The organism is Streptomyces sp. G7(2002) (assembly GCF_028870195.1).
Classification (GTDB): domain Bacteria; phylum Actinomycetota; class Actinomycetes; order Streptomycetales; family Streptomycetaceae; genus Streptomyces; species Streptomyces nigrescens.
Genome location: NZ_CP102609.1, coordinates 293,643 through 306,517, shown reverse-complemented (window position 1 = coordinate 306,517; position 12,875 = coordinate 293,643). Strand labels below are relative to the sequence as shown.

Annotated in this window: 12 protein-coding genes; 6 read left to right on the top strand and 6 right to left on the bottom strand. The window is 69.3% G+C overall.

Annotated elements, in window-relative coordinates; all coding sequences use genetic code 11:
- Window positions 1-89 precede the first annotated feature (89 nt).
- The 3 genes from NUT86_RS01335 to NUT86_RS01325 form a co-directional block, all read right to left on the bottom strand.
- The gene (locus NUT86_RS01335) at window positions 90-275 is read right to left on the bottom strand and encodes a hypothetical protein (RefSeq protein ID WP_274732791.1); all 186 of its coding nucleotides are present in this window, start codon (window positions 273-275) and stop codon (window positions 90-92) included.
- Window positions 276-475: 200 nt separating this feature from the next.
- On the bottom strand, window positions 476-1,072 hold the full coding sequence (locus tag NUT86_RS01330) for a GNAT family N-acetyltransferase (protein ID WP_274732790.1): 597 nt from the start codon (window positions 1,070-1,072) through the stop codon (window positions 476-478).
- A gap of 364 nt (window positions 1,073-1,436) precedes the next feature.
- Entirely contained in the window at window positions 1,437-2,372 is a 936-nt protein-coding gene (locus NUT86_RS01325; protein WP_274732789.1) for an alpha/beta fold hydrolase, read from the bottom strand.
- Between the two features lie 106 nt (window positions 2,373-2,478).
- Here NUT86_RS01325 and NUT86_RS01320 point away from each other — a divergent pair, with 106 nt between their 5' ends.
- The 5 genes from NUT86_RS01320 to NUT86_RS01300 all read left to right on the top strand — a co-directional run bounded on the left by NUT86_RS01320 (window position 2,479) and on the right by NUT86_RS01300 (window position 8,034).
- Complete coding sequence (locus NUT86_RS01320) at window positions 2,479-3,210, top strand: TetR/AcrR family transcriptional regulator (RefSeq protein WP_274732787.1); 732 nt, start codon at window positions 2,479-2,481, stop codon at window positions 3,208-3,210.
- 608 nt (window positions 3,211-3,818) lie between these two features.
- Window positions 3,819-4,832: a PP2C family protein-serine/threonine phosphatase gene (locus NUT86_RS01315; RefSeq protein ID WP_308433055.1), complete on the top strand. Its 1,014-nt coding sequence runs from the start codon at window positions 3,819-3,821 to the stop codon at window positions 4,830-4,832.
- 445 nt (window positions 4,833-5,277) lie between these two features.
- Entirely contained in the window at window positions 5,278-6,264 is a 987-nt protein-coding gene (locus NUT86_RS01310) for an MsnO8 family LLM class oxidoreductase (protein WP_274732785.1), read from the top strand.
- A gap of 437 nt (window positions 6,265-6,701) precedes the next feature.
- A complete protein-coding gene (locus NUT86_RS01305; RefSeq protein WP_274732783.1) occupies window positions 6,702-7,439 on the top strand; it encodes a VOC family protein in 738 nt (245 codons plus the stop codon).
- Window positions 7,440-7,599: 160 nt separating this feature from the next.
- Window positions 7,600-8,034, top strand: a complete 435-nt coding sequence (locus NUT86_RS01300) for a GNAT family N-acetyltransferase (protein WP_274732781.1) — start codon at window positions 7,600-7,602, stop codon at window positions 8,032-8,034.
- Between the two features lie 35 nt (window positions 8,035-8,069).
- Here the strand turns inward: NUT86_RS01300 and NUT86_RS01295 are convergent, their stop codons facing one another.
- The 3 genes from NUT86_RS01295 to NUT86_RS01285 all read right to left on the bottom strand — a co-directional run bounded on the left by NUT86_RS01295 (window position 8,070) and on the right by NUT86_RS01285 (window position 11,347).
- Window positions 8,070-9,014 carry an HpcH/HpaI aldolase/citrate lyase family protein gene (locus tag NUT86_RS01295; RefSeq protein ID WP_274732779.1) on the bottom strand — a complete coding sequence of 315 codons (945 nt, stop codon included), beginning with the start codon at window positions 9,012-9,014 and terminating at the stop codon, window positions 8,070-8,072.
- A complete protein-coding gene (locus NUT86_RS01290) occupies window positions 9,004-10,221 on the bottom strand; it encodes a CaiB/BaiF CoA transferase family protein (protein WP_274732777.1) in 1,218 nt (405 codons plus the stop codon). Before NUT86_RS01290 ends, NUT86_RS01295 begins: the two co-directional genes overlap by 11 nt.
- Before the next feature lie 202 nt (window positions 10,222-10,423).
- Window positions 10,424-11,347 carry a LysR family transcriptional regulator gene (locus NUT86_RS01285; RefSeq protein WP_159491946.1) on the bottom strand — a complete coding sequence of 308 codons (924 nt, stop codon included), beginning with the start codon at window positions 11,345-11,347 and terminating at the stop codon, window positions 10,424-10,426.
- Between the two features lie 168 nt (window positions 11,348-11,515).
- On the opposite strand from NUT86_RS01285, the gene NUT86_RS01280 reads away from it, so the two are divergent.
- Window positions 11,516-12,859, top strand: a complete 1,344-nt coding sequence (locus NUT86_RS01280) for a CitMHS family transporter (RefSeq protein ID WP_274732775.1) — start codon at window positions 11,516-11,518, stop codon at window positions 12,857-12,859.
- Window positions 12,860-12,875 lie beyond the last annotated feature (16 nt).

Here is a 12,875-nt window from a genome sequence, read left to right as displayed (position 1 = left end):
CTACCGGACGGATTAAGGCGGTCAGCTCATACGGACCGGCGCCGCTCCCTCGGGCCGCAGCGCGATGACCAGCTGCCGATTCAACGGCGTCAGGCGCTGGGCGAGAGGCTGGTCTGCAGGCGCCAGATCACGTCAATGCCCGTCTCACTCGGGGCCACAGGCCCTTCCGGCACCTGCACGCGCTCCATCTCGGTGAAACCCAAGCGCCGGGCGATGGCTCCGCTGGCGGGGTTGGCCTCGTCGTGATGGATCTCGATGCGGTCGATGCCCGGCATCCGGCGGCCCGCTTCCACCAGGGCGGCAGACGAAGCCACATCAGATCGACAATGAAATTTCCAGTGTGCAAGGCAATTGCCAGTGGTCAAAGAGCCAGCCCCGCTACCTCGCTACCTCCGTCTTGCGTGGCCGGCGACGCTGCCGTCAGCATGTCTCGTGGCAACCACTGGCGCCGGACGGCTGAATCAGAGCGCGTGACTCAGCCGGTGGACGCTTCCGCGTCGCGCAGACCTACGCAGTCCAGCGCCCAGAAGGTGTCGGAGTAGACGAGGGTGCCCGTCATCCAGGGTTCGTGTGCAGCGAGCCGGGCAACTTGGAATGCCGGAGGCGGGATGCGCAGCGACGGTGAGCGGAAGCCGATCGTGTCGGCGCGTTCGAAGCCGCGCTTTGCGTAGTAGCGCGGCGAGCCTTCGAGGAAGACCAGTGGTGCGTGCTGGGCATCGGCCGCTGCGAGGGCGTGCTCGATGAGTCGGGTGCCGATGCCCTGGTTCTGGAATTGCGGGAGCACTCCCAGCGGCGACAGGACCAGGACGTCCACGATCCGGCGCGGGGCGTCGAGCCGGCCGGCGCTCAGCAGGACGTGTCCCACCACCTGTCCCTCGACCGTGGCGACGAACGACATCGGCGCCAGGGACGCTTCCGCGCGGCGAAGGGCGTCCGCGAGAGCCGGCACATGCTCATCGCCCTCGAACGCGGCCAGGTGCAGCGCGCGTACCACCGGATGGTCGTCACGGTGCTCCCGCCGGATCAACGCTTCCGCGCTACGTGGAACTGCTCCGGTGTCATCTGTGGTCACGGCCGCGAGAGTAGAGGGCATCACACCATCCATGCCATCCAATTCCGGACCGCGGATCCGCACTTGCTCAGGCGGCGGCCGCGACCGGCTGGAGCGTTGGCGCAACGGCACCCGGCCACCTCGATCGCCCGATTCGCCTCGTGAAATCCGCGAAGCCCGCTCCCCATTCGTTGCATGCATTCGACGTGCTGCGGTGGCCGGCGCGAAACCCGATGGGTAGCCAGACCCGATGAGGTAGCCGGACCCTTGGCGGCACGAGTGGCTGAAGCCTTCGCCCGTGCCGCGCAGCGACCGGCCGCGGATCCGCCCCACGTCGCTCCGGAGTGTCCAGTTCGGAGGCCTCGCAGGGCGGATCCGCGTGCCTTCAGTTGCCCGGTGCTGGGGGCAGTTGACGGGAGTTGGTGGCCAGTGTGCGGATTTCGGTGGCGACGGTGCCCCATGCGCATTCGGGGAGTTCGTGGCCGACTTGCGGCAGGAGGACCAGGCGCGAGTTGTGGATCCGGGAGGCGATTGCCTTGCCTGCGCTGGGCTTGATGAGCGGGTCGTCCTCCCCGTGGAGGACGAGCGTGGGCCGGGTGACGGCGCTGATCGGTGGGCCGTGCCATTGGGCACCGATCTGGCGGCTCTGTGCCTGCTGGTCGTGGATGCCGCGGTCGGCGTTGCGCTCGGCCGCTTCCCGGGCGGCCGGCTCGTCGAAGGGGCGGCGGGGTGAGGCGAGGAGGCGGGAGACGGCAACGCCGGCCGCGACGGCCCCCTCGGGGGTGTCGGGGAACCTCAGGCGGGCGAACTTCGCCAGGGTCCTCATCCGTATGTACCGCATGGCCCGCAGTCCCGAGGTGTCACCGGGGACGGCGGCCATGGAGGTGAGGCTTCGGACGCGGCCCGGGTGCCGCAGCGCCACGCGTTGTGCGACGGCTCCACCGAGGGAGACGCCCAGCAGGTGTGCCGACCGCCACCCCAGCGCGTCCATGACGGCGACGGCATCATCTGCCATGTCCTCCGCCGTGTATGCCTCTTCACGCTTGGCGAAGAGTGCGGAGATGGGGTTGCGGGTGGGGGTGGCCGGCAGGTGGGTCGACTCGCCGCCGTCGCGCTGGTCGTACCGGGCCACGGCGAAGCCCTGCGCGGCCAGAATCCGGCACAGCCCGTCCGGAAACCACAGCCGGTTGGCGCCCAGCCCCGTGGCCAGCAGAAGCGGCTCACCGTCGGCCCCTTCGGCCAGCGCGTCGAAGGCCAGCCGCACCGCGCCGTTTTCAGCCCAGCGGACCGGGCCCCACAGGTGTTTCCGGGTTGGGGACACGAGAACCTCCCATAACTGTGACCAATAAACTGTGACCGGTAACTGCGACCGCTGTTCGCAGTTTAGAGTAGTGGAACGTCAGAGGACGGAGGAGGCGGGTGGACGAGTGGCACAGGAACCTGTGACGGTCTGGGCGCGGGCCGGACGCGGTGCCCGCGGTCCCGTGGCTGTCCACAGCCACGCAGAGCTGACCGCTGTCGCCGTCGAGCTCGCTGATCAGGGCGGACTGTCGGCGGTGTCCATGCGCCAGGTGGCCAAGGAGCTGGGAACCGGCCAGGCATCCCTTTACCGCTACGTCTCCGGCCGTGACGACCTGCTCGACCTGATGACGGACGCGGTGACGGGGGAGATCGACCTCGACGTCCCGCTCCACGGCGATCCCGTGGAGGACTTGGTCGCCCTGGCGGCCCGGGCCAAGGCCGTCCATCTGCGGCACCCCTGGCTGTCCGACGTCCCGCCGGAACCTCTGCGGCTGGGGCCGAGGGGCATGGACTTCCTGGAATACGCGCTGCGGGCGATGGCGCCCGTCCGGCTGCCCGGACGGACCAAGATGGAAATCGTCGCCCTGATGAGCGCCTTGGTCGCGCAGTTCGCCCGGACAGAAACCCAGGTCGGCCGCGCAACCACCGACCGCCAGGCGGCGCAGGCCGCCTACCTGACCCAGATGGCCTCCCACGGAGATCATCCACATGTCGCGGCCGCCATGGCCGATCACACGGGAGCGGACCCGGCAGAAGATCCCCAGCCGCTGTTCGAGCGGACCATGCACCGGGTGCTCACCGGGCTCGTGCTCGTCGACATCCCTGCGGCCGAGGCCGACGAGGAGAGTGAAACGTAGGCTGGAGGGGTGAGGCTTGGCGGCGCCGCCGCTACGTGGCGGTTGTGGCTGGTCTCGGCCGAAGAGGGCCGGCCGCTCAGCCCCGCATGCGCCAGGACGCCGGGCACCCTGCGGTCCCGGCCCCTGCGCTCCCGGTCCCGGCCCTCGCGCTCTCGGTCCCGCCCGCGCAGGCACTGAGTGTCACACGCAGCCGTGCCGGACCTGTGCTGCGGAGCCACAAGGCACCGGGCCTGGGACGGTCGCCCGGGCGAGGAATGCGACGCGCGCACCCGGCCTGAGAGGCACGAGCGGCAGCAGCGGGCTCTGGAGGATGCCGATGCCGCTGCCGCGGAAGAGACCGAGCACAGGCGAGCAGGTCGGTGCTACAGCCCTTCCTGAAGCTGCTCTGCCCCGGATAACCAATCGCGATGTCGGCTGTTTGGCTGCGGCGGAGGTGTCGACGCGGACAGTTCCGTCGTCGCGGGCGTGCAGGGAGGCATCATGGTCTGATGAGGGTGTTGCCGGTGTGGTCACGGGTACGCCGTTGGGTTCCGGCCGTGGTGATCGCTCTTGCGGCGTTGGTGGATCTGCTGACGCCTACCTCGGTGTCATCAGCTCCTCTCTTGGCCGTGGCGCCCGTGACGGCGGTTTCGCTGTTCGGCCCGGTGGGGATCGTCGGTGTCGGCCTTACGGCCATGGCGGTGCAGGCGGGTCTGGCGTTCGTCGCCGGATCGTACGACTGGCAGGGCGACGCGGCGGTTCAGATCACGCTGGCGTCCGTCACCGCGCTGGCGGTCGGATTGAACCGGTCCCTGCGCATGCAGCACGCGAGCGCGAGCCGGGCACGCTACGCCGCGGAGGTGGCCCAGCGGGCCGTGCTGCCCAGCCCTCCGAGCCGGCTGGGGGACCTGCGGATCGCCGCCCGCTATGTGCCGGCCGAAGACATGGCGCTGATCGGCGGTGATCTCTACGTGATGCAGGAGACTCCGTTCGGGGTGCGCGCCATGGTCGGCGACGTGCGGGGCAAGGGACTCTCCGCCGTTACGGCGGTCAGCGTCGACATCGGGGTCTTCCGCTACGCCGCCGACCACGAACCTGACCTGCCTGCCCTGGTGGGGTGCATGGAAGAGGCCCTGTGGCGCGAAAGCCAGCGCCGGGAGGGCCTGGACGCGACGGAGGGGTTCACCACTGCCCTGATCGTTCAGTTCGCCGACGATCTGAGCCAGGTCCATATCGTCAACCGCGGCCATCCCGCCCCTGTGCTGCTGCATGCGGACGGCCGGGCGCGCGTGCTGGAGCCGGAGGAGGCGGCGCCGCCCTTGGGCATCACCGGCCTGGGGGACTGGTCATCACCGGTGGAGACGTACCCGTTCCCGCCCGGGGCGATGCTGCTCTGCTTCACCGACGGTGTCACCGAGGCGCGCGATCCTGCCGGCGTCTTCTATGACCCCGCGGACCGGGTTCCGCACATGGTGCAGTCCTACCTCCGCCAGACCAGCCATTTCCCGGACCCTTCGACGGTCCTCGACCTCCTGGCCCGCGACGTCAGCCGCCACAGCGGCGGTGCACCCCAGGACGATCAGGCCCTCCTCGCGCTGCACCGGCCGCTGCCACAACAGGACCTCCTCGCCCGGCCTGGTTAACGGCCGGCCACCGGCGGCCGGGCGCACCGCCCGCTCGGCTGTGCAGGCCTCCGACCACTGCCTCCTGGGCCCGCCGCCGAGCGAAGAGGCTCAGAGATCAGGCGGCGGCAGTGCGTCGGAATGGAGCTACGGGCAAATGACGCAGGGCCCCTGCCTCATACGAGACAGGGGCCCTTGCGTGTGGAGCGCCCGGCAGGCCTTGCACCTGCATTTCCCGCCGGCTGGCGGGCGTCTTTCCTTGGACCACAGACGCGCGACTCCGTGTGCTGCGCTGGAGTTGCATCATGATCATACAGGGTTTGGGGGACCGCAGCGCCGCATCGGGTGGGTCAGGCCATCACGGCTTTCCCGGCCCGGGTTTCCGACCGGTCGCCCTGGTTGGTGAGGGAGTCACAAGCAAGATCAACGCCCCCCTCGCCGCACGCAAGATCTCTATGCTGACGACATGTTGGATATACCTCTTTCAGCGCTCGAAGTCGCAATGGTCCAGACGGGCGCCCGAGCCGTGGATACGCTGCGCGACACCGCGGCCTTCGCCCAGGGAGTGGAACGGCTGGGCTACCACCGGATCTGGTACGCCGAGCATCACCATTCGCCCGCCATCGGCGCGTTCCCACCAGTGGTGTTGACCGCGCACGCTGCCGCTTCGACGTCGGCCATCCGTCTTGGTTCGGGCGGAGTGCTGGCGCCCAACCATGCACCGATCACGCTGGCGGAGCAGTTCGGAACGCTGGCTGCCTTGCACCCGGACCGCATCGATCTGGGCATCGGCCGCGGCCCGGGCACCTTCGACGAGGCCATCGCACGGGCACTGCGCCGCGGTGCCGGACCGACGACGGATGCGGAGTACGAGGGCGACGTGGCCGCGATCCTGTCTTTTCTGGTCGACGAAGTCGCACTCGGTCCGCTGCCGGAGCCGTGGCTGCTGGCCTCCAGCACCGCAGGTGCCGCTCTCGCCGCGCGGCTGGGCCTGCCGATCGCCGTCGCACACCACATCCGGCCGGACAACACCCAAGCCGTGCTGGAGTGTTACCGGGCGGCGTTCACCCCATCGCGTTGGTGCGAGCGGCCCCGGGTGCTGGTGTGCGTGGAGACGGTATGTGCCGAGACGGACGAAGAAGCCGCGTGGCGCATCGGACCGATGGACGTCATCAAAGCCGGGCTCCTCAAGGGCCTCAGCGAGATCCCCTTCCCCACACCCGCGGACGCGGCCGCCCACTCCTTCACGGAGCAGGAGCGACAGGCGCTGGCCGGCTTCCGTGCACAGCAAGCCGTCGGGACACCCGAGACCGTCATGCATCGGCTCACACAACTGGCCGGTGAGACCGGAGCGGACGAACTGATGCTGACCACGCCCGTCTACGACCTCGGCGACCGCATTCGCTCCTACGAACTCATCAAGAAGTATGCCGAGGCCACGGCAGCACCGTAGGAACCACGTTGGGACGGTGTCGGTGCCCTCTCCCGCCGGGTGATCCGCAGCCACCATTGGCTACATCTCCCGGCGGGAGAGGGCACGCCGGGAGTCAGAGCTTGGCTCATAGGGCCGTCTGGTTTCGAAATGCGTAATTAAGGCTCAAGGGACGCTGAGTAGGCCGCTGGTGCGGCCGGTCCTGGCCGGCAGTGTGCAGAGGGACGCACTGAGATTGTGGGGCGGTTGGTCAGGGCGTGGTCTGCTCGCATCCGCATCCTGGGGCGGGGCCAACCTGGACATGGCTCTGAGCGCACCCGGACGACCGGGAGTTCGCGGAGCTGCCAAGGAAGCGGCCGGCACGCCCGCAACGCGTACCGCCGGCCTGAGCCATACATGCAGCAGGAGAGCCTGAATTCGCACGCCTGCCCGATGAGGGATCGCCTAAGGTTTGCGGCATGACGCTGCAACTTGTTCAGGTGAACTTCAAGGCCCGGGACGACTCGGCGCTCGGCCGGTTCTGGGCGGAGGCGCTCGGCTGGGGTGTTTCCAGCGAAGGGCCCGGCGTCACCAACCTGGAACCCGCGGGCTTCGACTGGCCGGACCCGGCCGCCGTCTGCATCGATCTCGTCCGCGTCCCGGACCCGGAGACGGTGAAGTGCCGTGTGCACATCGAGCTCGCCACCACCTCCGACGCCCATCAGGCGGAGTTGGTCGCACGTCTGAAGGAGCTCGGGGCGACGCCCGCCGATGTGGGCCAGGGCGATGTGCCGTGGACGGTGATGGCCGACCCGGAAGGCAACGTGTTCAGCGTCCTGGAGCCCCGGGAGCTCTACCGGGACACCGGGCCGATAGCCGCCGTGGTCGTCGACTGCGCCGACCCACGGGCCATGGTCCGGTTCTGGGGCGAGGCGATCGACTGGACCGTCCACGAACTGACCGACGACCGCGCCCTGCTGCGCTCCGTCAAGGGCGTCGGGCCGTACCTGGAGTTCCGCCGAACGCCCGACGACGAGGTCGTATGGAACCGCATCCATCTCGACGTGATGTCCGACCCCGTCGAGGATCAGGCGAAGGAGGTCGCCCGGCTCGAAGGCCTCGGCGCGATACGGGCCGACGTGGGTCAGGGAGACGTCTCCTGGGTCGTCCTGGCCGACCCGGCGGGCAACGAGTTCTGCGTCCTCGGCCGGGGCTGACGCGGAACTCCGTCCGTGCCCTCGTGGCGGTGCGGGAGTGCGCGGCGCCGAGCCGCGCCCTCCCAGGCCGCCCACTCACGACAGCCTGCCCCACGCATACCGCAGGAGAGCCTCAAATCCGCTGGCTGCACGGCAGTCGTCAGCTCTACCATCCCTGATCATGATCACTCGCAGGGAAGACGGATACGAGGTCGCCACCGACCCGGAACGCCTCGATATCGACCTGGTGCACCACTGGCTCTCGACCGACGCGTTCTGGGCTCTGGGCCGCAGCCGCGAAACCGTCGAGCAGTCCATCCGAGGGTCGCTCAACTTCGGCCTCTACGACGACAGTGGCGCCCAGGTCGCTTACGCACGTGTCGTCACGGACTTGGCGACCTTCGCCTGGCTCTGCGATGTCTATGTCGCCCCCACACACCGCGGCAAGGGCCTCGGCACCTGGCTCGCTGCTGCGGTCCGCGATCACCTGGCCCCTTACAAACTCAAGCGGACGCTTTTGTCCACCCTCGATGCCCACGAGGTCTACGCCAAGGTCGGCTTCGTCCCCTTCCCCGACCCTCAGCACTTGATGATCATGAAGCCTGAGCACATCTGAGCAGTGAGAGTCCCCCGGGTTCTGTGTCCGGCCGGTCAGGAAGATCGCGAACCTCGAACAGCCCTGTGCCGAGTGTGCCGTTCCAGCATCAGCCGGGCTGTCGCGGCCATGGCCTCGTCGACCATCTCTCCCTCGAACGACACCGCACCCGCCCCGTTCGCCTGTGCCTCCTCCACGGCGGCGATCAGCCGTGCACAGCGGGCGAGTTCGTCGGGGCCGGGCGAGAAGACTTCGTTGATCACGGAGATGTGGGAGGGGTGGATTGCCATCATGCCCTCGTAGCCGAGAGAGCGGTTCTGTTCGGCGAAGGAGCGCAGTCCTGCGAGATCGGCGATGCGGGTCCACAGTCCGGCGACCGGGTGGAGCGACCCCGCCGCCCTCACGTCCAGCAGGACCCGGGAGCGCAGCGCCAGCGTCTCCGTTCCCTCTGGGCTCCAGCGGTAGCCGACGGCGCGCTCGACATCGCCGCCGGCGCCGGTGAGGGCGCCCAGGTACGCGACGCGCGAGGCAGCTGCCGCGCAGTCGTAAGCCTCTCGCAGGCCGCGAGCCGTCTCCAGCAAGGGCACCAGGGCGATCTGTCCCCGGTGCAGGCCCTGTTCGCGTTCGCACCAGTCGAGCAGCCGGTCGGCGAAGCGTACGTCCTGGGCATGGCGCACCTTGGGGAGCACGATCCCGGTGAGGCCGGGGCGTACGATCGTGCGCAGCTCCTCCGCCTCCGCCCAGCCGTCGAGCGGGTTGATCCGGACGAAGAGCGCCGGAGGGTCCACCGCGTCTGCGGCGGCCTGCGCGATGGCTTCGCCCACCTGTGCACGGGCGGACGGTCTGTCCTGTTCCGGCACCGCGTCCTCCAGGTCGAGGATCACCGCGTCGGCGCCGGCCGCCTGCGCCTTGGGCAGCCAGTCCGTCCTGGTTCCGGGCACGAAGAGCAGGGAGCGCAGCGGGGGCCGGGCCACCGCCGCCGCGTCCGCCTCACACGACACCGTTCTTCTCCAGATCTGCCAGTTCCTGCTCGCCGAGCCCGAGCCATTCGCTGTAGACGAGGTGGTTGTCCTGCCCCAGGGCGGGTCCGGTCCGCCACACCTGCCCGGGGCTCTGCCGGAAGTGGGGGATCACCGCCTGCATCCGCACCGGGCCGAGGTCCGCGTCGTCGACGGTGACGATGTCCTCGCGCTCGGCGTAGATGGGGTCGGCGGCGATGTCTGCGGCGCTGAACACCCTTGAGGCCACTACCTCGTTGCGGGTGAACTCTTCCAGGCACTCGGCGGTGGTGCGCTCCGCCACCCAGGCGCGCAGGCCTTCGTCGAGCCGTCGGCGCCCGGCATGCTGCTGCTCCGCCGTGGCGAACTCCTCCTCGGGCAGCCCGAGTAGACGGGCGATGTTGCATACCGAGCGCAGCGTCGCGGATGTGACCGTGATCCACTCGCCGTCGCGGGAGCTAAAGGTGTTGATCACCGCGGCGGGGGCGACCGCCAATTGGTTGCCGGCGCGCTCAGGCACCGTCCCCAGTTGATCGTGGACGATGACCTGCCACTCGACGAGCCGGAACAGGGGCTCGAAGAGGGCGAGGTCGATCCATTCGCCGTCGAAGTCGGGGTCGTGATCACGGCGGTGGAGGGCGGCGAGGATGGCATAGGCACCCATCAGCCCGGTCACCGCGTCACCGTGCGAGAAGCCGGTGTGCACCGGCGGACCGTCGGGGAACCCGGTCAGATGCACCGCTCCGCTGCGCGCCTCGCCCATCTTGCCGAAGCCGGGTGCGTCGGCCTGCGAGGAGGTCGCGCCGAAGCCGGATACCTGCAGCAGTACGGCCTTCGGGTTGATCCGGTGGACCGCTTCCCAGTCGAGCCCCCAGCTGCGCAGGCGCCCGGCACGCAGGGTGACGATGACGACGTCCGCCCAGGCGATGAGCCGGTGGGCGATGGCCCGGCCGTCCTCGTGGTGCAGATCCAGGGTGACGGAGCGCTTGTTACGCCCGGCGACCTTGAACCACAGGGGGTGGCCGTCCTTCTTCGGTCCCATCGCACGGGCGGCGTCCCCGGAGCCCGGGGGCTCGACGTGCACCACGTCGGCTCCCTGGTCGGCGAGCATCGAGCCCGCCAGTGGGCCGGCCACCACATGGGCGAACTCGACCACTTTCAGCCCGTGCAACTGCCCGTGTCCGCCGGTATCCCGATGCTCTTTCGACACCACGGTGCTCCCTCGCCATCGATGTACTTGCCCGCTTCGGGCCGCGGCACCGGCCGCTGTGGCCGGCCCGCATGCTCCCGAGGGCTCCTAGCGTGGCGAAGCAACAAATACCTGTCCAGCAAAAGAAAACCATGAATCCATGCGCCTTCCGCATAGATCGATTAGGGAGGGGCCGACTGTCGGCGTGCGGTCCGGATGCGGCTCAGGCCCAGGAGATCCCGGGTGGGAGGTCGCGCCCCTGCTCCCGGGATTCCTCCAGTGTTTCCAGGAACCGACGCGCCGCGAGCGGGAGGGGCCGCCGCGCACGCAGGGCGATGTCCAGACGCCGGTCGACCACCGGCTCGACCAGCGGTCGGCAGACGACGGGCCCGGTTCCCATGAGCGGCAGCACCAGGGCAGGCATCGCGGACACCCCCAGGCCGGCCGCCACGAGTCCGCCCACCGTCGCCACGCTTCCCGCCTCGGCCGCCGGTGCCGCATGCGCATCGACCTGGGCGAATGCCGCGTCGGTGAGCCGGCGGACGCTCGAATCCCGTCCGACGGCGAGGAACGGATGGCGAGCCAGGTGCTCCCAGGGCACTTCCTCGCGGTCGGCGAGCGGATGGCCTTCGGGCAGCACCGCGACGAATCGGTCCCGGACCAGGGGACGGTGCTCCAGCTGATCCGACGGCTCGCCGACCGTGGTGATCGCGAAGTCCGCGTCTCCCGACAGGACCCGGCCCAGCACCGACCGTTCCAGACCGTCCATGATGCGCACCGTCACCTGCGGCCGCTGCTTGCGGAAGGCGGAGATCACTTGCGGCAGCAGCACCGCGGCGACCGAGGGGAGGGTGGCCACGGCGACCGTTCCCGACTCACCGAGCAGGAATCGCTCCAGCTCCTTCATGCCCGCTCGGTGGGCGTTGACGATCTGGTCGGCTACCCGCAGGGCCTCGGCGCCGGCGGCGGTCAGCTGCACATTGCGGGTGTCGCGTTCGAGCAGCTGCGCACCCAGTAGCCGCTCCAGATCCGCGACCGCGCGGCTCAGAGAGGACTGCGAGACATGCAGTTCCGCGGCGGCCGCGGTGAAGCTCGCCGCCCGGGCGACGGCCGCGTACGCCGCCAGCTGACGCAAACTGGCTTCCATGCCCAGGGAGCCTATGCGATTGATGCGCAGACCGCATGGATAGATCTCGGTTCGATGCTGGACACCGATCTGTCGCCGCTCGGACACTCTTCCGCAACGCATCGGCGCCCTCAAGGCGCCCTGCTCCCCCGCCGCCGGGAGCCGTATCCGAGAAAGCGAGCGACACCCATGCTGGCAGCTCTGGGCTTTTCCACAATCGGCATTTTTCTGTTGCTCACCATGACCAAACGCGTATCGGTCCTGGTGGCCCTCGTTCTGCTCCCGGTGCTGGCCGCGCTCGCCGGCGGCTTCGCGGGCGAACTGGGCGAGATGGTCCTTGACGGGCTCTCCACGGTGGCCCCTACCGGCATCATGATCGCCTTCGCGGTCCTGTACTTCAGCCTGATGGTGGACGCCGGCCTCTTCGATCCTCTGATACGCGGGATCCTGCGCGTCGCCCGGAACGATCCGGCGCGGATCACTGTCGGCACGGCCGTCCTCACGATGTGCGTGGCCCTGGACGGTGACGGCGCCTCGACCTTCCTCATCACCGTCTCCGCGCTGCTGCCCGTCTACAAGAGATTGGGGATGAGCCCGCTGGTGCTGTCCGGGGTCGTCTGCCTGGCCGCGGGCGTGATGAACATGATCCCCTGGGGCGGCCCGACGGTGCGGGCCATGGCGGCGCTGAAGCTGGACAGCTCCGAGGTCTTCACGCCGGTCCTGCCCGCGATGGGCTGCGGCCTCGCCTGGGTCCTGCTGGCCTCGTATCTGATCGGCCGCCGGGAGCGGTGCCGTCTCGGCGCGCTGACGCCACAGGGCGAGGCGGACGCCGGTACGGAGCGGGACGGATGCGAGCATCCCACCCGTATGGCCGGGGACGGTCCGGGTACCCCCTGGGTGCCGGCGCGGCCTCGGACCTGGCCGAGCATCTTCAACCTGGTACTGACCATTGCGCTGTTGGTCAGCCTGGTCCTGGAGGTGATGCCGCTGCCGGTGCTGTTCGCTCTTGCCTTCACCCTCGCCCTGCTCGTCAACCGCCCTACCTGGGAAGGCCAGCAGGCACTGCTGGAGAAGCACGCCAAGAGCGTGGTACTCGTCACCACGATGATCTTCGCGGCCGGTGTCTTCACCGGCGTTCTGACCGGCACCAAGATGATCACCGAGATGGCCGAGGCGTTCGTATCCGTCGTCCCCGACTCCCTCGGCGGCCACCTGCCGGTGCTGGTGGCCGTCACCGGGATGCCGCTGAGCTTGGCCTTCACCCCGGATGCCTACTACTTCGGCGTGCTGCCCGTGCTCTCCGAGACCGCGGCCGGCTTCGGCACCGACCAGGCAGAAGTCGCCAGGGCCGCCATCCTCGGCCAGATGACCACCGGCTTCCCCCTCAGCCCGCTCACCGCCTCCACCTTCATCCTGATCGGTATGAGCGGCGTGCAGCTCGGCGAACACCAGCGCTTCATCTTCCGCTGGGCCTTCGCCACCACCCTTGTGATGACCGCCGCGGCGCTGCTCACCGGCGCCTTCTCCCTCTGACCCTGCCCCACTTCAC